General features: G+C 64.7%; 23 protein-coding genes and 5 tRNA genes. 8 read left to right on the top strand and 20 right to left on the bottom strand.

Annotated elements, in window-relative coordinates; translation table 11 throughout:
* The 4 genes from ACQGNJ_RS13980 to ACQGNJ_RS13965 all read left to right on the top strand — a co-directional run bounded on the left by ACQGNJ_RS13980 (window position 1) and on the right by ACQGNJ_RS13965 (window position 3,022).
* On the top strand, window positions 1-396 hold the full coding sequence (locus tag ACQGNJ_RS13980) for a GntR family transcriptional regulator (RefSeq protein ID WP_426689855.1): 396 nt from the start codon (window positions 1-3) through the stop codon (window positions 394-396).
* Window positions 393-1,250, top strand: coding sequence for an ABC transporter ATP-binding protein (locus ACQGNJ_RS13975; protein WP_426689854.1), 858 nt, complete (start codon window positions 393-395; stop codon window positions 1,248-1,250). The genes ACQGNJ_RS13980 and ACQGNJ_RS13975 overlap by 4 nt, the downstream gene beginning before the upstream one ends.
* The gene (locus ACQGNJ_RS13970) at window positions 1,247-2,230 is read left to right on the top strand and encodes a hypothetical protein (protein ID WP_426689853.1); all 984 of its coding nucleotides are present in this window, start codon (window positions 1,247-1,249) and stop codon (window positions 2,228-2,230) included. Before ACQGNJ_RS13975 ends, ACQGNJ_RS13970 begins: the two co-directional genes overlap by 4 nt.
* Before the next feature lie 87 nt (window positions 2,231-2,317).
* Window positions 2,318-3,022, top strand: coding sequence for a YggN family protein (locus tag ACQGNJ_RS13965; RefSeq protein ID WP_426689852.1), 705 nt, complete (start codon window positions 2,318-2,320; stop codon window positions 3,020-3,022).
* A 72-nt stretch (window positions 3,023-3,094) separates the two neighbouring features.
* On the opposite strand, the gene ACQGNJ_RS13960 is transcribed toward ACQGNJ_RS13965, so the two are convergent.
* Window positions 3,095-4,486 carry a class II fumarate hydratase gene (locus tag ACQGNJ_RS13960; protein ID WP_426689851.1) on the bottom strand — a complete coding sequence of 464 codons (1,392 nt, stop codon included), beginning with the start codon at window positions 4,484-4,486 and terminating at the stop codon, window positions 3,095-3,097.
* A gap of 147 nt (window positions 4,487-4,633) precedes the next feature.
* Between ACQGNJ_RS13960 and purB the strand changes: the two genes are divergently transcribed.
* Window positions 4,634-5,998: an adenylosuccinate lyase gene (gene purB, locus ACQGNJ_RS13955; protein WP_426689850.1), complete on the top strand. Its 1,365-nt coding sequence runs from the start codon at window positions 4,634-4,636 to the stop codon at window positions 5,996-5,998.
* 149 nt (window positions 5,999-6,147) lie between these two features.
* Here purB and ACQGNJ_RS13950 read toward each other — a convergent pair.
* The 7 genes from ACQGNJ_RS13950 to rlmE all read right to left on the bottom strand — a co-directional run bounded on the left by ACQGNJ_RS13950 (window position 6,148) and on the right by rlmE (window position 9,592).
* A tRNA-Lys gene (locus ACQGNJ_RS13950) sits at window positions 6,148-6,223 on the bottom strand.
* Between the two features lie 35 nt (window positions 6,224-6,258).
* Window positions 6,259-6,335 (bottom strand) — tRNA-His (locus tag ACQGNJ_RS13945).
* A 15-nt stretch (window positions 6,336-6,350) separates the two neighbouring features.
* Window positions 6,351-6,427, bottom strand: a tRNA-Arg gene (locus ACQGNJ_RS13940).
* Between the two features lie 24 nt (window positions 6,428-6,451).
* Window positions 6,452-6,528 (bottom strand) — tRNA-Pro (locus tag ACQGNJ_RS13935).
* Between the two features lie 178 nt (window positions 6,529-6,706).
* Window positions 6,707-6,783, bottom strand: a tRNA-Arg gene (locus ACQGNJ_RS13930).
* Window positions 6,784-6,986: 203 nt separating this feature from the next.
* Complete coding sequence (gene ftsH / locus ACQGNJ_RS13925; protein WP_426689849.1) at window positions 6,987-8,945, bottom strand: ATP-dependent zinc metalloprotease FtsH; 1,959 nt, start codon at window positions 8,943-8,945, stop codon at window positions 6,987-6,989.
* A complete protein-coding gene (gene rlmE, locus ACQGNJ_RS13920) occupies window positions 8,942-9,592 on the bottom strand; it encodes a 23S rRNA (uridine(2552)-2'-O)-methyltransferase RlmE (RefSeq protein WP_426689848.1) in 651 nt (216 codons plus the stop codon). The genes ftsH and rlmE overlap by 4 nt, the downstream gene beginning before the upstream one ends.
* 82 nt (window positions 9,593-9,674) lie before the next feature.
* On the opposite strand from rlmE, the gene ACQGNJ_RS13915 reads away from it, so the two are divergent.
* Window positions 9,675-9,971 (top strand): YhbY family RNA-binding protein, encoded by a 297-nt coding sequence (locus ACQGNJ_RS13915; RefSeq protein WP_426689847.1) that lies wholly within the window; start codon window positions 9,675-9,677, stop codon window positions 9,969-9,971.
* Entirely contained in the window at window positions 9,971-10,348 is a 378-nt protein-coding gene (locus ACQGNJ_RS13910) for an Mth938-like domain-containing protein (protein ID WP_426689846.1), read from the top strand. The genes ACQGNJ_RS13915 and ACQGNJ_RS13910 overlap by 1 nt, the downstream gene beginning before the upstream one ends.
* Before the next feature lie 54 nt (window positions 10,349-10,402).
* Here the strand turns inward: ACQGNJ_RS13910 and ACQGNJ_RS13905 are convergent, their stop codons facing one another.
* Genes ACQGNJ_RS13905 through surE form a run of 4 tightly spaced genes read right to left on the bottom strand, consistent with a single transcriptional unit; the run spans window position 10,403 to window position 13,568 of the window.
* The gene (locus tag ACQGNJ_RS13905) at window positions 10,403-11,410 is read right to left on the bottom strand and encodes a peptidoglycan DD-metalloendopeptidase family protein (protein ID WP_426690060.1); all 1,008 of its coding nucleotides are present in this window, start codon (window positions 11,408-11,410) and stop codon (window positions 10,403-10,405) included.
* 53 nt (window positions 11,411-11,463) lie between these two features.
* The gene (locus ACQGNJ_RS13900) at window positions 11,464-12,072 is read right to left on the bottom strand and encodes a YqaA family protein (RefSeq protein WP_426689845.1); all 609 of its coding nucleotides are present in this window, start codon (window positions 12,070-12,072) and stop codon (window positions 11,464-11,466) included.
* Window positions 12,072-12,767, bottom strand: coding sequence for a protein-L-isoaspartate(D-aspartate) O-methyltransferase (locus ACQGNJ_RS13895; RefSeq protein ID WP_426689844.1), 696 nt, complete (start codon window positions 12,765-12,767; stop codon window positions 12,072-12,074). Before ACQGNJ_RS13895 ends, ACQGNJ_RS13900 begins: the two co-directional genes overlap by 1 nt.
* A 3-nt stretch (window positions 12,768-12,770) precedes the next feature.
* Window positions 12,771-13,568, bottom strand: coding sequence for a 5'/3'-nucleotidase SurE (surE, locus tag ACQGNJ_RS13890; RefSeq protein WP_426689843.1), 798 nt, complete (start codon window positions 13,566-13,568; stop codon window positions 12,771-12,773).
* Between the two features lie 156 nt (window positions 13,569-13,724).
* Between surE and ACQGNJ_RS13885 the strand changes: the two genes are divergently transcribed.
* Window positions 13,725-14,270, top strand: a complete 546-nt coding sequence (locus ACQGNJ_RS13885; protein WP_426689842.1) for a Smr/MutS family protein — start codon at window positions 13,725-13,727, stop codon at window positions 14,268-14,270.
* A gap of 13 nt (window positions 14,271-14,283) precedes the next feature.
* On the opposite strand, the gene truD is transcribed toward ACQGNJ_RS13885, so the two are convergent.
* The 8 genes from truD to ACQGNJ_RS13845 form a co-directional block, all read right to left on the bottom strand.
* Entirely contained in the window at window positions 14,284-15,294 is a 1,011-nt protein-coding gene (truD, locus tag ACQGNJ_RS13880) for a tRNA pseudouridine(13) synthase TruD (protein WP_426689841.1), read from the bottom strand.
* Window positions 15,295-15,356: 62 nt separating this feature from the next.
* Entirely contained in the window at window positions 15,357-16,751 is a 1,395-nt protein-coding gene (gene mgtE / locus ACQGNJ_RS13875) for a magnesium transporter (protein WP_426689840.1), read from the bottom strand.
* The gene (ispF, locus tag ACQGNJ_RS13870) at window positions 16,748-17,221 is read right to left on the bottom strand and encodes a 2-C-methyl-D-erythritol 2,4-cyclodiphosphate synthase (RefSeq protein ID WP_426689839.1); all 474 of its coding nucleotides are present in this window, start codon (window positions 17,219-17,221) and stop codon (window positions 16,748-16,750) included. The genes mgtE and ispF overlap by 4 nt, the downstream gene beginning before the upstream one ends.
* On the bottom strand, window positions 17,221-17,916 hold the full coding sequence (gene ispD / locus ACQGNJ_RS13865; protein ID WP_426689838.1) for a 2-C-methyl-D-erythritol 4-phosphate cytidylyltransferase: 696 nt from the start codon (window positions 17,914-17,916) through the stop codon (window positions 17,221-17,223). Before ispD ends, ispF begins: the two co-directional genes overlap by 1 nt.
* Complete coding sequence (gene ftsB, locus ACQGNJ_RS13860) at window positions 17,913-18,245, bottom strand: cell division protein FtsB (protein WP_426689837.1); 333 nt, start codon at window positions 18,243-18,245, stop codon at window positions 17,913-17,915. Before ftsB ends, ispD begins: the two co-directional genes overlap by 4 nt.
* A 17-nt stretch (window positions 18,246-18,262) precedes the next feature.
* Window positions 18,263-19,561 carry a phosphopyruvate hydratase gene (eno, locus tag ACQGNJ_RS13855; RefSeq protein ID WP_426689836.1) on the bottom strand — a complete coding sequence of 433 codons (1,299 nt, stop codon included), beginning with the start codon at window positions 19,559-19,561 and terminating at the stop codon, window positions 18,263-18,265.
* Window positions 19,562-19,621: 60 nt separating this feature from the next.
* Complete coding sequence (kdsA, locus tag ACQGNJ_RS13850) at window positions 19,622-20,458, bottom strand: 3-deoxy-8-phosphooctulonate synthase (protein WP_426689835.1); 837 nt, start codon at window positions 20,456-20,458, stop codon at window positions 19,622-19,624.
* Window positions 20,455-22,125, bottom strand: a complete 1,671-nt coding sequence (locus ACQGNJ_RS13845) for a CTP synthase (RefSeq protein ID WP_426689834.1) — start codon at window positions 22,123-22,125, stop codon at window positions 20,455-20,457. Before ACQGNJ_RS13845 ends, kdsA begins: the two co-directional genes overlap by 4 nt.
* Between the last annotated feature and the right edge of the window lie 2 nt (window positions 22,126-22,127).

Raw genomic sequence — 22,127 nt, 5'->3', positions numbered from 1 at the left:
ATGACCATTACCTGGAACGACAGCGTCCCGATCTATCGTCAACTGCGCGAACGTGTGGTGGCGATGATCCTGGACGGCGCCTTGAACGAGGGCGACCCGCTGCCGTCGGTACGCCAGGTGGCAGCGGACTATCAGATCAATCCGCTGACCGTATCCAAGGCGTACCAGGAACTGGTCGACGAACAACTGGTTGAAAAACGGAGGGGCTTGGGCATGTTCGTCATTGAAGGCGCTCGCGAGGCGCTGCTGAAATCGGAACGGGAGCGGTTCCTGCGCGAAGAATGGCCGACGCTGTTTGCACGGCTGCAACGGCTGGGACTGGATCTCAAGACGCTGCTGCGCGAAGCGGCCACGGACAAGCGCGAAGGCGGTACCGACATGGAGCAAAAATCATGAGTGCGGTGATCACGGCCAGTGGCCTGACCAAGCGATACAAATCGGCGCTGGCGCTGGACAACGTCAGCTTCCAGATCGAGCCCGGTCGCATCGTCGGCCTGATCGGCCCCAACGGCGCCGGCAAGACCACCGCGCTGAAGGCGATCCTGGGCCTGACCGACTTCAGTGGCGAGCTCAACGTGCTGGGTTTCGACCCGCGCAAGCAGCGCGACAAGCTGATGGGCGAAGTGTGCTTCATCGCCGACGTGGCCGTGCTGCCACGCTGGATCAAGGTGAGCCAGGCGGTGGACTTCGTCGCCAACGTGCACCCGCGTTTCAACCGCGCCAAGTGCGAGGCCTTCCTGGCACGCACCAAGCTCACGTCCAACCAGCGCGTGCGGCAGATGTCCAAGGGCATGATCGTGCAATTGCATCTGGCGCTGGTGATGGCGATCGACGCCAGGCTGCTGATCCTTGACGAGCCCACGCTTGGCCTGGACATTCTCTATCGCAAGCAGTTCTACCAGAACCTGCTGGAAGACTACTTCGACGAGAACAAGACGATCATCGTCACCACGCACCAGGTGGAGGAAGTCGAGCACATCCTCACCGACCTGATGTTCATCCGCGACGGCAAGATCGTGCTGGATGCCGACATGGACGCGGTCGGCGAGCGCTACATCGAAGTCATGGTGAATGCCGACAAGGCCGACGCGGCCCGCGCATTGAAGCCGCTGGACGAACGTCAGGTCTTCGGCAAGAGCATTTTTCTGTTTGACGGCGCGAACCGCGCGGTGCTGGAACAGCTGGGAGAAACCCGCCGGCCGTCCATCAGCGACCTGTTCGTCGCCACCATGAAAGGAACCTACGCATGAAAACCCAGACTTGGAACAATGTGTACTGGCTGGTGAAGCGCGAATTCTGGGAGCACCGGGGCGGCTTCTTCTGGGCACCGATCATCACCGGCGGCATCTTCCTGCTGCTGAACATCATGGGCATCATCACCGCCGAAGTCCTCGGTGCCAGTCACGGCATCCACTTCGGGGCCAGCGGCGGTCTGCAGCGAGTCATTGCCGACATGGATGCCGGTGACCTGAGCAAGGTGGGCTTCGCGCTGGACCTGGCGATGTACTCGGCGATGGGCCTGCTGTCCGTGGTACTCGGCTTCGTGGTGTTCTTCTACTGTCTGGGCGCGCTCTACGACGATCGTCGGGACCGCAGCATCCTGTTCTGGAAGTCGCTCCCGGTTTCAGACTCCAGCACCGTACTGTCCAAGGTATTGAGCGCCACCGTACTGGCACCGATCATTGCGGTGGTCATGGGCATCGTGGTCGGCATGCTGCAACTGCTGATCCTGGCGATAGCCCTGTCCTTCCACGGCGTGAATGTCTGGCAGCTGCTGGTATTGGCGCATCCGTTCCGGGTGATGTTCAACCTGATCGGCTACATCCCGCTGTATGTACTGTGGGCGCTGCCTTCGATCGGCTGGCTCCTGCTCTGCTCGGCCTGGGCCCGCAACAAGCCCTTCCTGTGGGCAGTCGCACTGCCGGTGGCCAGCGGCCTGATCATCAGCTGGTTCGGCATCATGGGTCTGTTCAACCTGCCCACGGCCTGGTTCTGGAAAAACATCGTGCAGCGTGGCCTGTTCAGCGCCTTCCCCGGCACCGGTAGCCTATTCAATGCGCACGGCGGTGCTGCCTCCAGCAGTGTCGACGGCTATCCGAACATGGGCTTCATGGACCTGGCGAACACCTATCACCTGCTGGCGTCGCCGGACTTATGGATCGGTGTGGTGGTCGGCCTCGGCTTGCTCGCCGGTGCCGTCTGGTTCCGCCGCTGGCGCGACGACAGCTGAGTCTCGCGAAGGACGGGCCGACATGCGGCCCCTCCCCCCCATGCCCGATTCGATCCGTACCGCTTCTGTAGATAAAGGAGAACACCCATGAAGCACATCACTTTCAGCACGCTCGCACTGATCCTGTGGCTACCACTGGCCGCCTGCAGCCAGTCCAGATACGCCGACTCCCAGCCAGGCGTTGCCGGCGACGCGGCACAGGCAGTCAAGGACGCCGACGAAAAAACCTCCCCGTCGATGATTTCCGGAGAAATCCGGAAGGCGATGCAGGAGGCGAAGCAGGAGCTGGCCACCAAGAACATCGACGTGAACAGCGTTCACATCAACGATAGCCACCACAACGACAAGGATTCACGTCCCAAAGCCGAGATCACTCCGCAGGGCGACTTGCTGATTGCAGGCAACAAGGTGGCAGCCACGCCGGCGCAACATGCCCTGCTGGTGGACTACCGCAAGCAGATCGTCGGTATCGCCGAAAGCGGCATGGATATCGGCGCACAAGGTGCCGACCTGGGCCTCAATGCCGCCAAGGAAGGGGTATGGGGCGCACTCACCGGCAAGAGCGACAAGGACATCGAAGCAGCCATCAAGCCACAAACCGACAAGATCCAGGCAGCGGCTGCCAAGTTGTGCGAGCGGATGCCCGACCTGCTGTCCACGCAGCAAAAACTTGCTGCGGCGATGCCCGAGTTCAAGCCCTACGCAACCATGCAGCAGAAGGACGTCGATGATTGCGGCAAGGACATGCAGGACAAGGACGGCAAGAAAGGCGCTGCCGTGTTCTCCGATTGATCCGGACACCCAAAGCCCTGTGCACGGTGCAGAGGGCTTTGGGTGCAGCACCACACTTCGCAGGAAGCGAATTCAGCCACCACTCCCGCCGTGAATGCCACCCCTGGTCAACGCCATCGGATCGAGCAGCTTCTTCAGCTCGTCCTTCGACAACCCGGTGGTCTCCAGCGCCACGTCCATGATCGGGCGATGTTCCTTGTAAGCCTGCTTGGCGGTAGCCGCACCCTTCTCGTAACCAATCACCGGATTCAGCGCGGTGACCAGGATCGGGTTCATCGCCAGCGCCTCGCTCACCCGTGCCTTGTTGATCTTGAAGCCGGCGATCGCCTTGTCGGCGAGCAGCACGGACACGTTGGACAGTATCCCGATCGACTGCAGCAGGTTGTGCGCGATGAGCGGCAGCATCACGTTGAGCTGGAAGTTGCCGGACTGGCCGGCGATGGTGATCGAGGCGTCGTTGCCGATCACCTGCGCGGCGACCATCGCGGTGGCCTCGGGAATCACCGGATTGACCTTGCCCGGCATGATCGACGAGCCCGGTTGCAGGGCGGGCAGCTCGATTTCACCCAGACCTGCCAGCGGCCCCGAGTTCATCCAGCGCAGGTCGTTGGCGATCTTCATCAGCGATACCGCCAGCGTCTTCAGCGCGCCGGACAACTCCACCGCCGAATCCTGCGCCGCCATGCCCTCGAAATAATTTTCCGCCGACTCGAACTTCACCCCGGTGATCTTCTTCAGCTGTGCCGCTACGGCCGGCCCGAATTTCGGATCGGCATTGATGCCGGTGCCGACGGCGGTACCGCCAAGCGGCAGCCTGCACATGCGCTTGAGCGCGTCCTCGATCCGTTCGATCGCCGAGCCGACCTGCGCCGACCAGCCCGACAGCTCCTGGCCGAAGGTGATCGGCATCGCGTCCATCAGATGGGTGCGGCCGGTCTTGGCCGTGTTCTTCAACTCGCGTGCGCGCTTGTCGATCGTCTTTTTCAGGTGCTTCAACGCCGGCAACAACTGTTCGCTGGTGGTGAGCGTGGCGCTGACATGGATCGCAGTGGGAATCACGTCATTCGAACTCTGCCCGTAGTTGACGTGATCGTTCGGGTGCACCTTGGTGCCGCCTTTCACTGCCAGATGCGCGATCACCTCATTCGCATTCATGTTGGTGCTGGTGCCCGAGCCGGTCTGGAAGATATCGATCGGGAACTGCGCGTCATACTGCCCTTCCGCCACTGCCAGCGAGGCCTTGCGGATCGCCGCGGCCTGGTTCTTCTTCAGATGACCCATCGCCAGGTTGACCTCGGCCGCCGCGGCCTTGATCAGGCCCAGCGCACGGATGAACTGGCGCGGCAGGTGCAGGCCGGAGATCGGGAAATTGTCGATGGCGCGCTGGGTCTGTGCTCCGTAAAGCGCGTCCACGGGGACTTTCAACTCACCCATGCTGTCATGTTCGATGCGGAAGGTGGTCATGCGAGTTCCTTGGGGTCGGGGAGGAATATCCAGCCACGATAGGCGCGATTCGCGCCAGATCAAGGGCTGGCGTGCCGCGGCACGGGGCGGGCACCCGTTGCACACGTTGTAGAATGCGCGTTTACCTGCCCTGCCGGAAATTTCCCGATGCCCTCTTCCCTTACCGCCCTGTCGCCGCTGGACGGCCGCTACGCCAGCAAGGTCGCGTCGCTGCGCCCGATCTTCAGCGAGTTCGGCCTGATGCATCGCCGCGTGCAAGTGGAGATCGAATGGCTGCTGGCGCTGGCCGCCGAAGCGAAGATCGTCGAACTCCCAGCCTTCCATGCCCACCAGATCACGACCTTGAAAGCGATCGCGGACAACTTCAGCGAAGCCGATGGCGAGCGCATCAAGGCGATCGAGGCGACCACCAATCACGACGTGAAGGCGGTCGAGTACTTCATCAAGGAAAAGATCGGCGCCGACGCCAGCCTGGCGCAGGCGAAGGAGTTCGTGCACTTCGCCTGCACCAGCGAGGACATCAACAACCTTTCCTATGCACTGATGCTGCGCGACGCGCGCAAACAGGTGCTGCTGCCGCAGTTCGACGCGGTGATTGCCCAACTGCGTGAACTGGCACACGCCAACGCTGCGTTGCCGCTGCTCTCGCGCACCCACGGCCAGACTGCCTCGCCCAGCACCCTCGGAAAAGAAGTCGCCAACGTGGTGGCGCGCCTGCAACGCCAGCGCCAGCAACTCGCCGCAGTGGAGATTTCCGGCAAGATCAATGGCGCCGTCGGCAACTACAACGCCCACGCCATCACCTACCCGGAAGTGGACTGGCGCGCGTTCTCGCAGCGCTTCGTGGAAGGCCTCGGGCTCGGCTACAACGCCTACACCACCCAGATCGAACCACACGACGGCGTCGCCGAATACTGCGACGCCGTGCGCCGCGCCAACATCATCCTGATCGACCTGGCCCGCGACATCTGGGGCTACATCTCGCTGGGCTACTTCAAGCAGACGCTGAAGGCCGGCGAAGTCGGTTCCTCGACCATGCCGCACAAGGTCAACCCGATCGACTTCGAGAACGCCGAAGGCAACTTCGGTCTGGCCAACGCGCTGCTCGGGCATTTCGCGGAAAAGTTGCCGATCAGCCGCTGGCAGCGCGACCTCACTGACTCCACGGTGCTGCGCGCGCTGGGCACCGCGTTCGGCCACAGCCTGGTCGCCCTGGAATCGCTGAAGAAAGGCCTGGGCAAACTCAACGTCAATGCCGAACGCATCGCCGCCGACCTCGACAACAGCTGGGAAGTGCTGGCCGAAGCCGTGCAGACCGTGATGCGCCGCTACGGCCTGCCCGAGCCGTACGAACAGCTCAAGGCACTGACCCGCGGCCATGGCATCACCAAGGACTCGATGCGCGAATTCATCGGCGGACTGGATTTGCCGACGGGGGCGAAGCAGCGCCTGCTGGAGCTGACGCCCGGCAGCTATACCGGACTGGCCGAGGAGTTGGCGAAGACTATCTGAGCGCGAGTCAGCGCATCACTCGAAAGGGAAGATCACCGGCGGACCCGCCCAAGTCCGCCTCGTCCCTTGCCTCCATGGCAGGCAGGGGCAACCCGTGCGGAAGCTCAAAAGAGAACAGCCACCCGGATTTCCCTGGGTGGCTGTTTTATTGGTGGGCCGTGAAGGATTCGAACCTTCGACCAATTGATTAAGAGTCAACTGCTCTACCAACTGAGCTAACGGCCCATGAACTGATTGCATCCGCGCTGACGGATTGGAACTGGGGTGGATGATGGGATTCGAACCCACGACAACCGGAATCACAATCCGGGACTCTAACCAGCTGAGCTACACCCACCATAAATCTTGCAACTGGTGCGCCAGACAGGACTCGAACCTGCAACCGTCGGCTTAGAAGGCCGATGCTCTATCCGGTTGAGCTACAGGCGCAGTCACTATCGCAGAACGTGTCGCTGGTCGGGGCAGAGGGATTCGAACCCCCGACTTTTGCGTCCCAAACGCAACGCTCTACCAGACTGAGCTATACCCCGCTTTCGAATCCCCGGCAATGTCGCCACCGAAGCCTTGAAATGTTACGGGTGACGCCTCGCCCAGTCAATCGTATCGAAGCACACCTTGGTATTCCCTGTCGCCGTTTTCACCCGAACCCTACAAGCTTCCGGTTGAAAACAAGACGGGAAAAACGCATCCCGTCTCACTGAATAAAAATGGTGCGCCCGGAGAGATTCGAACTCCCGACCACCTAGTTCGTAGCCAGGTACTCTATCCAACTGAGCTACGGGCGCACTGTAAAACCTTTGCCACGCCGGTCTTGTGTCTGGGAAGCAAGGCGGCGAAGCCAGAAGCGGAATTATTCAGACTCCGGCCGCTTGCGTCAACCCTTTTCGCAAAATTTCTTCGCCCGACTCATCGCATCGTGTCCATGCGCGAAAAGGGCGGTCAATGACCGCCCTTTTCGCGTCTCGCCGAATAGCCGTCCAAACGACGATCAGCCACTCCAGCCGTTGCGATTCTGCGGGGCGGGATCGCCGACCTTGCCCACCGCCGGCCCGGCGTCACCCTTCGGCGGCGGAGGCGGTGGCGTGCTGCCGGTCGACGCGGTCTTGGACCAGTCCGCCGGCGGCCCGGGTACTCGCCCGGCCATGATGTCGTCGATCTGATGCGCGTCGATCGTCTCGTACTGCAGCAAGGCGTCGGCCATCGCGTGCAGCTTGTCGAGGTTGGCCGTCAGCAATTCCGTGCTGCGCGCGTAAGCACGATCCAGGATGCCGCGCACCACGCCATCGATCTTGCTGGCAGTCTCGTTGGAGATGCTCTTGTGCTGGGTCACCGAGCGGCCGAGGAATACTTCATCCTCATCCTCGCCATAGGTGATCGGACCCAGCTCGTCGGAAAGACCCCATTTGGTCGCCATGTTGCGCGCCATCTTGGTAGCCCGCTCGATGTCGTTGGAGGCACCGGTGGTGACCTTGTCCGCACCGAAGATCAACTCTTCGGCCACACGACCGCCATACAGCGAGCACAGTTGGGACTGGATCGCCACGCGATTGATGCTGTACTTGTCGCCTTCGGGCAGATACATGGTGACGCCCAGCGCGCGCCCGCGCGGGATGATGGTGACCTTGTAGACGGGGTCATGCTCGGGCACCAGGCGCCCGATGATGGCGTGACCGGCCTCGTGATAGGCGGTCAGCTTCTTCTCGTCCTCGCTCATCGCCATCGAGCGGCGTTCGGTACCCATCAGAATCTTGTCGCGCGCCTTGTCCAGATGCATCATCCGCACCTCACGCGCGTTTTCGCGCGCCGCGAACAGCGCCGCCTCGTTGACCAGGTTGGCCAGGTCGGCACCGGAGAATCCGGGGGTTCCGCGCGCAATCGTCATCGCGTTCACATCGCTGGCCGTCGGCACCTTGCGCATGTGCACCTTGAGAATCTGCTCGCGACCGCGCACGTCCGGCAGGCCTACCACGACCTGGCGATCGAAGCGGCCCGGACGCAGCAAGGCCGGATCCAGCACGTCGGGTCGGTTGGTCGCCGCCACCACAATGATGCCCTCGGTACCTTCGAAGCCGTCCATCTCGACCAGCAACTGGTTGAGGGTCTGCTCGCGCTCGTCGTGACCGCCGCCCAGGCCGGCGCCACGATGGCGACCCACGGCGTCGATTTCGTCGATGAAGATGATGCACGGCGCGTGCTTCTTGGCCTGCTCGAACATGTCGCGCACGCGGCTTGCGCCCACGCCCACGAACATTTCGACGAAGTCGGAGCCGGAAATCGCGAAGAACGGCACCTTGGCTTCGCCGGCAATCGCCTTGGCCAACAGGGTTTTGCCGGTACCCGGCGGGCCGACCATCAGCACGCCGCGCGGAATCTTGCCACCCAGCTTCTGGAACTTGGACGGATCGCGCAGGAACTCGACCAGCTCGCCGACCTCCTCCTTGGCCTCGTCGCAACCGGCGACGTCGCTGAAGTTGACCTTGATCTGATCCTCGCCCTGCAGCTTGGCGCGCGAACGACCGAAGCTCATCGCGCCACGGCCACCACCGCCGGACTGCATCTGGCGCATGAACCAGATGAACACGCCGACGATCAGCAACACCGGCAACCAGCTCACCAGCAGGCCGATCAGCGAGAAGCCCTCGGAGGGATCCTGACGAACCTCGACGCCCTTGTCCTGCATCTGCTTGACCACCTCGTTGGTGGAGAAGCCTAGGATCGGCGCAACCGTACGGAACGCGCTGCCATCCTTGAGCTTGCCGCTGATCGTGGCGGGCTGGTCGGCACCGATCGTGGCATTGGCCACGTTGCCGTTGTCCACGCTTTGCACGAACGCGCTGTAAGCCATGTCCGAAGAGGCGGAGCTGCGCGGATTGAAGTTCTGGAACACGGTGAACAGGACCACCGCGATGATCACCCAGAGCAACACATTTTTCGCTGTTTCATTCATGCACGGTTCTCGCCCGGTGACGCGGCAACGGGTTTGCGGCCCGTTGCCAGCGCATACACCTCACGCGAACGCGCGCGTGAGGCCTTAGGTTTACGCATCGTCACGCGGATGAAGTCCGCGCGCAAGCTGCGCAAGTAATCGTCAAAGCCGACACCCTGAAACAACTTGATCAGGAACGAACCGCCCGGTTTCAGCCACTGCCGGCTGAAATCAAGCGCCAGCTCGGCCAGGGACATCGCGCGGATCTGGTCGGCCAGTGCCACACCACTCATATTGGGGGCCATATCGCACAGTACAAGATCGACCTTGAGGCCTTCCAGGCGCGATTCCAGCTCGTGCAACACGCTTTCCTCACGGAAGTCACCCTCCAGGAAATCGACCCCGGCGATGCTCTGCATCGGCAGGATGTCCAGCGCGAAGACCTTGCCGCTGTCGCCGAGCCGGTTGCGCACCAGCTGCGACCAGCTGCCCGGGGCCGCGCCAAGGTCCACCACATTGATACCGGGCTTGAGCAGCCGATCACGCTCGATCAGCTCCTCCAGCTTGTACACGGCACGCGAACGCAGGCCGTCAGCCTGGGCCTTTTTCACATACTCGTCGTTGAAATGTTCGCGCAGCCAGACTGCACTGCTTTTGCTGCGGGCCATGTCGTTTGCAGTCGCCGATTGGGAACGGGATGCCAGCATGATACCCTTTGCCGTTCATCAACCGTGAATCGAGCCCCACCGCATGGCCCTTTCCTCCTCGCAGATCCGTTACCTGCGCAGCCTCGCCCATGACCTGAGCGCGGTCGTCCTGCTGGGCAACAAGGGCGCCACCGAGGCGGTGGTGAAGGAATTGAACCAGGCGCTGGCTATCCACGAACTGGTCAAGGTGAAGCTGTCCGGCGGCGACAAGGACGAGCGGCAGGCCCAGATCGACGTGCTGACCGGCGGCACCGGGGCCGAACAAGTCCACCAGATCGGCCATGTCGTCGTGCTGTTCCGCCGCAACGTCGACGAGCCGAAGATCGCCTTGCCACGCTGATGGATCTGTCGCTGGAACGTCCCGAGGGTTATCTGTATGTGCGCCGCGTGGGCGCGCAGGGCGTCACCCTGATCGATCGCGAGCTCACTTCCAGCTTCCTGCTGGCGCCCGACAAGGCGGTCGAGAACTGGCCGGTCACGGCCGCGGACATGCTCGATGCCAGCCATGTGCAGCAGCTGCTGGCACTGCAGCCGGAGCTGGTGGTGCTGGGCACCGGCAGCCGCCAGAGTTTCCCGGCCGCCGAGTTCATGGCCGGTTTCCTGCGCAAGAACATCGGCATCGAAGTGATGGACAACGCCGCCGCGGCGCGCACCTACAACCTGCTGGCCGGCGAAGGCCGACGGGTGATCGCGGCGTTCATCCTGCCGCCAGGCTGAGTCAACCTGGTCGCCAGCCGGCGACCGCGGTGATCTTCATCGCCACCGAACACTTCAACGCGGCGGCAGATAGCCCAACGGATCCACCGGGTTGCCATCCTTGCGGATCTGGAACTCCAGTTCGTTGCGCGTGGTTCCGGTCGAACCCATCTCGGCGATCTGCTGCCCCCGGCTCACCCGCTGTCCTTCCTTGACCAGGCGCTTGCGATTGTGGCCGTAGGCCGACAGGAAACTGTCGCTGTGCTTGATGATCACCAGCTCGCCGTAGCCGACCAGGCCGTTGCCGCTGTAGACCACCACGCCATCGGCAGCCGCGCGCACGGGGTCGCCCGACTTGCCGGCGATCTCGACGCCGGGAATCGCATCACCGCTGCTGAAACGCCCCACCAGGGTGCCGTCGGCGGGCCAGTGCCATTGCACGCCACTGACCACCCGTGAAACTCCCGCGGCAGGCGGCGCCGGCGGCGGCATGGCCGCGGGTGGCGCCGCCGGCACGCCGGCCACCGGCACCACGCCCGGTGCCGTGGCCGCCACCGCTGGCGTGACAGGTCTCGTCGGCACGGGTGCTGGCACGGGCGCCGCAGCGGCCGTGACATGGGGCGTTACCGGCGCCGATCCCGCCGCCGGGGTGGCGGGCGCGGTCGTCGGCAAGGGTTCGAAGACCGGTGCCGCGGCCACCGCTGTCGTGCTTCCCGCGGTCGTGCGACGTGGTACGGACGAAGGCGCCGCAGCGTGCGTGCGCGGTGGCGACAGGCTCAGTCGTTGTCCCGGCCAGATCGTGTACGGCGCCGCAATCGAGTTCCATTGGGCCAGGTCGCGGAAATCCACGCCATTGCGGAAGGCAATCGAGTAGAGCGTGTCACCGTGTGATACCTCATAACTGCCACCCGGTATCGGCGTGCGGGCCGCGGGAGACGCCGTGGTGACGGGCGGGTTCCGGTATTGGCTGCCAGGCGCCGGTTCCACCACCACCGAGCTGCGCATGGTGCCGCAGGCGGACAACAGGGAGGCTGCAACCAGCAAGGCCGGCCATTGAAGATATCGATCCATGGGCACCAGCATACCGAGGCGTGAGGTCTTTTTCATGCGACGACGCCAGCTCACGGGCCCATCACTCAACGCAGCACGAACCACCACGCCAGCAGCAAGCCCAGCGCCAGCAGGGCCGTCCAGCCGATCCACTCGACATATTTGTGCAGGATCCGCTCGGCCCGCTCGCCGAACAGCCGGATCAGCAGGGCCAGCAGCCAGACCCGCTTGCCGCGGCCGAGCCCGATGCAGGCCAGGAACGGCAGGATCGGCACGCCGATGATGCCGCAGGCCCAGGTGACGAATTTCATCGGCACCACCGGCTGCAAGGCGGCCAGGATCAACACGCCGAACATGCCCCAGTGGTGTTCCACCATCTGCTTGCTCAATACGGCAACGCCCTGCTCGATCGGCGCCAGCAGATGCAGCGCATCGAGCACCGGCCGCAACGCATGAAACGCCCAGTGGCCCAGCACGTAGCCAACCAGCGCGCCCAGCAACGATGACAGCAGGCTGACGTTGGCGTAGAAGAACGCCTTGTGCCGCTTGCCCAGCATCATCGGCGCCAGCATCACTTCCGGCGGAATCGGGAAAATGAAGGCTTCGACGAAACTGAGACCGGACAGGTAATACAGCGCCCGTGGCTCGCGCGCCCAGGTCAGTGCGCGGGCATACAGTCCGGCAAACAGGCGCATCAGCCGATGCCGCCAAGCAGGGGCACAAAGCTGACCGGACCCAGCTCCTCCTGGATGAAGTCACCCTGGCCGTCACCGCGCATGCGGATCAGGGTCTGCCGGCTGGGCGAGCCGACCGGCGCCACCAGCACGCCGGAGGGGCTCAGCTGATCGAGGATGCGGCTGGGAATGGTGTCGCCGGCGGCGGTGAGGATGATCGCGTCGAACGGCTCCTCGTCCGGCCAGCCGAGCTTGCCGTCGTCGTGGCGCGAACGCACATTGGTCAGGCCCAGCTGGCGGAAACGCCGGCGCGCCTGGCGCAGCAAAGCCTCGATCCGTTCCACCGTGAACAGCTGCGGCACCAGCGCCGCCAGCACCGCCGCCTGGTAGCCGGAACCGGTGCCGATCTCCAGCACCTTCTGCGGCATGCCCTGCCTGGCATCGAAATGCTCGAGCAGGGCCTCGGTCATGCGCGCCACCACCCAGGGCTGCGAGATGGTCTGGCCGTGACCGATCGGCAGCGCGTCGTTTTCGTAGGCGCGCGAATGCAGCGCCTGGTCGATGAAGTGATGGCGCGGCAGGTTGCGGATCACTTCGATCACCCGCGCATCGCGGATACCGCTGTCCTTCAGCAGCGCGGCCAGCCGGTCGCGTGCGCGCTGCGAGGTCATGCCCTCGCCTTTCAGTTCCGCCGCCGGCAGTGGATAGAGCGTCATGGCTCAGGCCACCTCGCTGGCGTTGTCGCGGCCGCTGGCCATCTCGTCGCTCAAGGGCTGCATCCAGCTGCTGACTTTTTCCAGCGCCTGGAAACGGGTCAGGTCGACATGGATCGGCGTGACCGAGACAAACCCACGGCGCACCGCGTTGAAGTCGGTACCAGGGCCGGCATCGTCCGCCTCGCCGGCCGGCCCGATCCACCAGATCGGGCGTCCGCGCGGATCGGTCTGCGCGATGCAGGGCGCGGCGCGATGGCGCCGGCCCAGCCGGGTGACCTCGAAGCCCCGGATCTCGGCCCAGGGGCGGTCGGGCACGTTGACGTTGAGGATGGTGTCGGCCGGCAGCGCATCGACCAGCAGCCGCTGCATCAGCAGCAACACGGCCTTGGCGGCGGAATCGTAGTGCACGCCCTTGTGGTCGTGACTGACCAGCGACACGGCGATCGCCGGCAGGCCCAGAAAACGCCCTTCCATCGCCGCCGAGACCGTACCCGAATAGATGACGTCGTCGCCGAGGTTGGCGGAATTGTTGATGCCCGACACGACCATGTCGGGTTCTTCATCAAGCAGCCCGGCCAGGGCCAGATGCACGCAATCGGTAGGCGTGCCGGCCACCCGGTAGTAGCCATTGCCCATCGGCAATACGCGCAGCGGCGCGTCGAGCGTGAGCGAATTGCTGGCGCCGGAGCGATCGCGGTCGGGCGCCACCACCGTCACTTTCGCCACTTCGCCGAGACGCTCGGCAAGCACGCGGATGCCAAGGGCATCCACGCCATCATCGTTGCTGACCAGAACTCGCATGATGCTCCGTGGAAAACTGTGTGCAGGCGCGCACGCCAACCCGCAACAGCGCACCACTCAAGTCCCGAAGTCTACCCGAGCGCGCAGCCGGTTTCACGCCGACCTTCGCCATGAAAGCCATTCGCCCGGCCGTGCCGCATTGGTTAGCATGAACCCATGAAGCGCCGCCCTTCCCTTCCGATCAACGACAACGACAGCCGGCTGTTTCGCGAGGCGATCGGGGAGGTGCGCCGACTCGATCCCGTTGCGGCGCCGCCACCAGTCACCCGACCCATGCCGCATCCGCGCATGCTGGAGGCCGACGAGGCCGCGGTGCCGGGCGAATTGCTGGACATGGGTTTCGACCCGGCGGTGCTTGAAGTCGGCGAAGAGCTGAGCTATCTGCGCGACGGCTATCCGCCGAAGTTGCTGCGCCAGCTGAAGCGTGGCCAATTCAGCGTGCAGGACGACCTCGACCTGCACCAGATGAACGCGGCCGCGGCGCAGGCCAGCATCATCGACTTCCTCGCCGAAGCAAGACAGCACGGTGTGCGCTGCGTGCGCATCGTGCACGGCAAGGGGTTGCGTTCGAAAGCAGACGGACCGGTGCTGAAAGGACTCACTGACCGCATGTTGCGCCGGCGCGACGATGTGGTCGCGTTCGCCTCTGCCCGGCCGGCGATGGGCGGCACGGGTGCCGTGGTCGTGCTGCTGAAGGGCTGACTTCGGTGCGCTCCTACAGGATCGAGGCCAACTCGCGCACCACGACGGTGGCATACGCGCCGGCGGGCAGTTCGAACGACAGCTCCAGCGCCTCGTCGGCAAGCCAGCGCCAGCGCAAGTCCTTCGGCAGCAGGCGCAGCGGCCGGCGTTCCTGGTCCATCCGCGCTGCGGCCAGTCCGGCCACCAGATCGCTGTCCTGCGCGGCGATTTCCCGTTCCAGCATGCCGGCCTCATCCACGGTCGGCGGCTCGCCCTGCCCCCATAGCGGGCCGGACGGATGGATATCCGCCCGGGCCAGCCGCTCGCCCAGCGCATCGCTGAATGGCTCCGGCCCGAACCACGAGCGCGAGCCCGCCAGCGACCAGATCTCGCCCGGCATGGGCGTATCCCAGGCGCCGCGTTCGACCCGCGCCGCCAGCACGTTGTTGAAGATCTGCGAGCGCACCGCGGACAACAGCATCGAACGCTTGTCGCGCTCCACGCGCCGTCCACCGAACATCGCGCGCGCCTGGGCCACATTGCCGCCTTCGCGGCCAAAGCGCTGCTCACCGAAATAATTCGGCACGCCGCGCAAGGCGATTTGTGCGAGCACCTGCTCGGCGGCCCGGCGATCGCCCGCCACCTCACGCAAGACCAGCACGAAGCGATTGCCGCGCAAGGCACCACGCTTGAGCTTGCGCGAATGCCGGGTCGCCGCCAGCACTTTCACCTCGGCGTGCGGAAACGCCGACCAGTCGGGATCGGGTTTGCCGGCCAGTTGCACCGAGAACGCCTGGCGGGTTACCGCGTGGCGATCCTTCATGCCGGCGTAACCGACCGCCATCTGCGCGACGCCGGCGAACTTTGCCAGTTCGCGCGCCACCCAGTCGGTGTTCGCCCCGCGCTTCTCCACCCACAACAAGGCGTGCTCACCGGCACCGTCGGCGTCATAGCCGAGTACTTCCTCGACCTGGAAGTCTTCGGCACTGACGCGCAGGCGTCCGCTCAACGGAGGATTGCCGAAGGCATGGGGAAGTTCGGACATGGGATGCTCTTGAACGATGAGTCGAAACGAACCTGCGGCCAGGCTTCCGCGCCCGGCCCGGGCTAGACCAGAAAGATCGTGGCCAGCCCGAGGAAGATGAAGAAACCGCCGCTGTCGGTCATCGCGGTGATCAGTACGCTGGAACCCAGCGCCGGATCGCGCCCGAAGCGGGTCATCAGCACCGGGATGCCGACCCCGGCGAACGCCGCCAGCAGCAGATTCAAGGTCATCGCCGCGGTCATCACCAGGCCCAGCGACACACTGTCGTACAGCAGCCAGGCGACGATGCCGATCACGCTGCCCCAGACCAGGCCATTGACCAGCGACACGGTCAGCTCCTTGCGCCACAGTCGCTTCGCGCTCTCGGCAGTGATCTGGTTCAGCGCCAGCGCGCGCACGATCATGGTGATGGTCTGGTTGCCCGAATTGCCACCGATGCCGGCAACGATCGGCATCAACGCCGCCAGCGCCACCAGCCGTTCGATCGAGCCTTCGAACAGGCCGATCACCCGCGAGGCGATGAATGCGGTGACCAGGTTGATCGCCAGCCACGACCAGCGATTTTTCAGCGAGGCCCACACCGAAGCGAAGATGTCTTCCTCTTCGCGCAGGCCGCCGCGGCTGAGCGCCTCGCTCTCGCCTTCCTCGCGGATCACGTCGACCATCGCGTCGATGGTGATGCGGCCGATCAGGTGGCCGCGATCGTCCACCACCGGCGCGGTCACCAGGTCGTAGCGCTCGAAGGCCTGCGCCACGTCATAGGCATCGTCCGCCGGGTGAAAAGTGTTGACGTCCGGCGCCATCACCTCGCTGACCATCTTGTCCGGCGAATTCACCAGCAGCCAGTGCAGCGGCAACACGCCGGTCAGCAGGTTGTCCTGATTGATCACGAACAGCTTGTCGGTCTGCGCCGGCAACTCGTCCCAGCGACGCAGATAGCGCAGCACGACTTCCAGGCTCACGTCCTCGCGGATGGTGACCATCTCGAAGTCCATCAGCGCGCCGAGCTGGTCATCCCCCCATGACAACGCCGACTGCACCTGCTCGCGCTGTTGCGCATCGAGGCCCGCCATCAGCTCCGGCAGCATCGCGGTGGGCAGGTCCTCGACCAGGTCGGCCAGTTCGTCGGCGTCCAGCGTCCCGGCGGCGGCGAGAATCTCGTGCCGGTCCATGTCCGCGATCAGCGTTTCGCGCACCGCGTCGGACACTTCCAGCAGGATATCGCCGTCGCGATCGGCCTTGACCAGCTGCCAGACCGCCAGGCGGTCGTCCAGCGGCAGCGATTCGAGGATGAAGGCAATATCGGCCGGATGCAGCTGGTCGAGTTGCTGACGCAGCTCGAACTGCTGCCCGGCGCTCAGCGGGGCATCGTCATCGCGCCGACCAAGCACGCCAACCATGGCCTCCAGCTGATCGTGCAGCCGGCCGACTGCGCTGCGGGCTTCGACTTCGCTCACACGCGCTCCAGCAGAACGCAGGCCTGGGCCGCGATCCCTTCGCCGCGACCGCAAAAGCCGAGCTTTTCGGTGGTGGTCGCCTTCACGCTGACACGATCGACCTCGCTGTCGAGGTCGGCCGCCAGGTTTTCGCGCATCGCCTGCGCGTGCGGAGTCACCTTGGGTGCCTCGCCGATCACGGTGACGTCGGCATTGCCCAGGCGGTAGCCGTGCTCAGCCATCAGCCTCGCTGCATGGCGCAGGAACTGGCGGCTGTCGGCATCGCGCCAGCGCTCGTCGGTGGGTGGAAAATGCCGACCGATGTCGCCCAGCGCCAACGCGCCGAAAATCGCATCGCACAGCGCATGGATCACCACGTCACCGTCGGAATGCGCGACCACGCCGTGCGCATGCGGCACCCGCACGCCGCCCAAGACGACATGGTCGCCCTCGCCGAATGCATGCACATCGAAACCGGTACCCACGCGCATCATGCAGTCCTTGAAAGAAGGAACTCGGCCAGCGCGAAATCCGCCACCGTGGTCACCTTGATGTTGTCCTCGGCGCCTTCGACCAGCAGCGGCGCGAAACCTGCCTGTTCCATCGCCATCGCCTCGTCGCTGACATTCACGCCGCGCCGTGCCGCGTCACGCAGTGCTGCCGACAGTTGAGCACGCCGGAACATCTGTGGCGTGAAGGCGCGCCAGCGCAGGTCGCGTGCCTCGGTCAGCTCGCTGTGGCCCGCGGCATTGGCGCGCTTCAACGTATCGCGCAGCGGCGCGCCGAGCAGGCCACCATCGCTCGCGCCGGCCTGCGCGATCAGCCGCTCGATGTCGGCCCTGCGCACGCACGGTCGCGCGGCGTCGTGCACCAGCACGAAATCACCCGGCGCAACCGAGGTCGGCAGGGCATCCAGTCCGGCCAGCACCGAATCGCTGCGCTGCGCTCCACCCACCGCGGTGAGTACCGGCTTGCCATGCAGGGTGTCGATGCCAGGCCAATGGGCATCTGCCGCGGCCAGCGTCACCAGCAGTCCGGCGATCCGCGGATGCGCCGCCAGCCGTTCCAGCGTGTGCGTGATCAGCGGGCGACCGGCCAGCGACAGATACTGCTTGGGACAGTCGCCACCGACCCGGGTGCCGCGACCCGCGGCCGGCACGACGCACCACAACACCGCCGCGCTCACGGCGATCCGGCAGGTGGCGCAGCGGGTGGTAGCGCGCTGCTGCCTGCACCGGCGGGCGGCTCGACCACCTGGTAAAAGGTCTCGCCGGGCTTGATCAGGCCCAGCTCGGTGCGCGCCCGCGCCTCGATCGCCTGGTCGCCCTGCTTGAGGTCGAGCACGTCGGCGCCGACGGCCTGATTGCGCCGCAGCAGCCGGGCATTGTCGTCCGCCTGCTTCTTCACCGCCACACGCAAGGTGTCCACCTCGCGCATGCTGCCGTTGCCGGTCCACAGCTTCAGCTGCAGGCCGATCAGCAGCAGGATCAGGATGAGTGCGACCCAGCGCAGCATGGCAGCAGGCGACCCGCTCAGCCGGGCAGACGGCTGAGGTTGGGGAACGCGTCGCGGCCGGCATAACGCGCGGCGCTGCCCAGTTGTTCCTCGATGCGCAGCAGCTGGTTGTACTTCGCCACGCGGTCGCTGCGGCACAGCGAGCCGGTCTTGATCTGGGTGGCCGTGGTGGCCACCGCGATGTCGGCGATGGTGGTGTCCTCGGTCTCGCCGGAGCGATGCGAGATCACTGCCGCGTACTTTGCCGCGTCGGCCATCGCGATCGCTTCCAGCGTCTCGGACAGCGTGCCAATCTGGTTCACCTTGATCAGGATGGCATTGGCGATCTTCTTGTCGATGCCTTCCTTGAAGATCGCGGGGTTGGTGACGAACAGGTCGTCGCCGACCACTTGCACGCGCTCTCCGATCGCGTCGGTGAGCAGCTTCCAGCCATCCCAGTCGCCCTCGGCCATGCCGTCCTCGATGGTGATGATCGGATACTGCCTGGCCCAGCCGGCCAGCAGGTCGACGAACTGCGCCGAACTGTATTGCTTGCCTTCACCGGCCAGGTCGTACTTGCCGTTCTTGTAGAACTCCGAGCTGGCCGCGTCCAGGCCGAGCAGGATCTCGCCGCCGACCTTGTAGCCGGTCTGGTGGATCGCTTCGAGGATGGTGTCGAGCGCTTCGATATTCGAGCGCAGGTTCGGCGCGAAGCCGCCCTCGTCACCGACTGCCGTGCTGAGGCCACGGCCCTTCAACACGCTCTTCAAGGCATGGAAGATCTCGGCGCCAGCGCGCAACGCCTCGGCGAAGGTGGGCAGGCCGACCGGCAGCACCATGAATTCCTGCACGTCGATGTTGTTGTCCGCATGCTCGCCGCCGTTGATGATGTTCATCATCGGCACCGGCAGGCTGCCGGGCTTGCCGTGCGACAAGTACTGCCACAACGGTACGCCACGCGAGGCAGCCACCGCATGGGCCGCCGCCATCGATACGCCGAGCAGCGCGTTCGCGCCCAGCCGGCCCTTGTTCGGCGTGCCATCCAGTGCGATCAACTTCGCGTCCAGGCCGCTCTGGTCGGCCGCATCGAAACCCTGCAGCGTCCCGGCGATCGTGCCGTTGACGTTGGCCACCGCGTTCTTCACGCCCTTGCCGCCATAGCGCGACTTGTCGCCATCGCGCAACTCGACTGCTTCGCGTGAACCGGTGGACGCGCCACTGGGCACTGCGGCGCGGCCAAAGCCGCCGTCGGCCAGGGTGACCTCGGCTTCCAGCGTGGGGTTGCCGCGCGAGTCGAGGATTTCACGGGCGTGGATGCGGGTGATCTGGGTGCTCATGCGGCTTCCGTAAGCTGATGGTGAAAGAGTTGAAACGGGCGCATCGCTGCGCCTGGCATATCAGGAGACATCCTGCTCCAGGAAGCGGTGCCGCTTGGTCACCGCATCCAGTTCCAGCAGGGTTTCCAGCAGGGCTTCCATCTTGTCCAGCGGCCAGGCGTTCGGACCATCGGACAGCGCCTTGCTGGGATCGGGGTGGGTCTCGGCGAACAAGCCGGCCACGCCGACCGCGACCGCCGCCCGGGCAAGCACCGGCACGAACTCGCGCTGTCCACCCGACGTACTGCCCTGCCCGCCAGGCAACTGCACGGAATGGGTGGCGTCGAACACCACCGGACAGCCGGTGTCGCGCATCACGCTCAGGCTGCGCATGTCCGAGACCAGATTGTTGTAGCCGAAACTGGCGCCGCGCTCGCACACCATGATGTCGTCGTTGCCGACCGCCTTGGCCTTGGCCACCACGTGCTTCATGTCCCACGGCGCCAGGAACTGGCCCTTCTTGATGTTCACCGGCTTGCCGGCGCGCGCCACCTTCTGGATGAAGTCGGTCTGCCGGCACAGGAAGGCCGGTGTCTGCAGCACGTCGACCACCGAGGCCACTTCATCCATCGGCGTGTATTCATGCACGTCGGTGAGCAGCGGCACGCCGATCTGGCGCTTCACTTCGGCCAGGATGCGTAGGCCCTCTTCCAGCCCGGGACCACGGAAGCTGTCGCCCGAGGAACGATTGGCCTTGTCGAAGCTGGACTTGAAGATGAAATGGATGCCCAGCCGGCCGGTGATTTCCTTCAGCGTGCCGGCGGTATCCAGTTGCAGTTGTTCGGACTCGACCACGCAAGGGCCGGCAATCAGGAACAAGCGCTGATCCAGGCCGACCTCGAATCCGCAAAGCTTCATGCCGCTGTCTCCTGCGCCAGTTTTTCGCCCACCTGCACCGCCTTGAACTCGCGCGCGGCTTGCACGAAGCCACTGAACAGCGGATGGCCGTCGCGTGGGGTCGAGGTGAATTCCGGATGCGCCTGGCAGCCGAGGAACCACGGATGCTGCTGCGGCGGCAGCTCGACGATCTCCACCAGCAGGTCGTCCATCGACTTGCCCGAGATCACCAGCCCGAGGTCCTCGAACGACTGGCGATAGCGATTGTTGAACTCGTAGCGATGGCGATGGCGCTCGCGTATCACGTCCTGGCCATACATCTGGCGCGCCAGCGTACCGGCCTTCAGGCGGCACTCCTGCGCGCCCAGGCGCATGGTGCCGCCGAGGTCGGAGCGGTCGCTGCGCTGCTCGATTTCGCCGGTGGCGGTGGTCCACTCGGTGATCAACGCGATCACCGGGTTGGCCGTGTTGCGATCGTTCTCGCTGGAATCGGCATCGCTCAGGCCAGCGACATGGCGGGCGAAATCCACCACCGCCGCGTGCATGCCGTAACAGATGCCGAAATACGGCACGCCATGTTCACGGGCGTATTTCGCCGCCAGCACCTTGCCTTCGAAACCGCGCTTGCCGAAACCACCCGGCACCAGGATCGCGTCGGCCCGACCCAGTACGCTGGCCGCGCCCTCGGCCTCGATCTGCTCGGAGTCGATCCAGTCCAGGTTCACCCGGGTCTGCTGCTTGATGCCGCCATGCCGCAGCGCCTCGCCCAGCGACTTGTAGGCATCCTTGTGCTCGACGTACTTGCCGACGATGGCCACGGTGACCTCGTCCTTCGGATGTTCCACGGCATCGACCGTGCGCTGCCAGCTCGACAGGTCCGCCGGGCCGGCATCCAGGCCGAGCCGCTTCACCACGATGTCGTCCAGGCCCTGGCTGTGCAGCCACAACGGCATCTTGTAGATCACGTCGACATCCGGCGCACTGATCACGGCGGCTTCGGGCACGTTGGTGAACAGCGCGATCTTGCGGCGCTCGGCCTCGGGCAAGGCCTCCTCGCAGCGACACAGCAGGATGTCGGGCTGGATACCGATCGAGCGCAGCTCCTTCACCGAATGCTGGGTCGGCTTGGTCTTGATCTCGCCGGCAGCCTTGATGAACGGCACCAGGGTGAGATGCATGAACACCACTTTCTCGGGGCCCTGCTCCACGCGCAACTGGCGGATCGCCTCCAGGAACGGCAACGACTCGATGTCGCCCACGGTGCCGCCGATCTCGACCAGCGCCACGTCGAAGCCACGGGTGGCCTCGTGGATGCAGTGCTTGATTTCGTCGGTGATGTGCGGAATCACCTGTACCGTGGCGCCCAGGTAATCGCCGCGGCGCTCCTTGCGGATCACGCTTTCGTAGATCTTGCCGGTGGTGATCGAGTTCTTGCCGGTCAGGCGGGTGCGCAGGAAGCGCTCGTAGTGGCCAAGGTCGAGGTCGGTCTCGGCGCCATCGTCGGTGACATAGACCTCACCGTGCTGGAACGGACTCATCGTGCCCGGATCCACATTGATATAAGGATCGAGCTTCATCATGGTGACCGAAAGGCCGCGTGCTTCGAGGATGGAAGCGAGCGACGCCGCAGCAATGCCCTTGCCAAGCGAGGACACCACACCGCCAGTGACGAAAATCAGGGGGGTCATGG

Source organism: Rhodanobacter ginsengiterrae, assembly GCF_050026815.1.
Lineage (GTDB): Bacteria > Pseudomonadota > Gammaproteobacteria > Xanthomonadales > Rhodanobacteraceae > Rhodanobacter > Rhodanobacter ginsengiterrae.
This window is presented reverse-complemented; position numbering and strand designations above follow the sequence as displayed.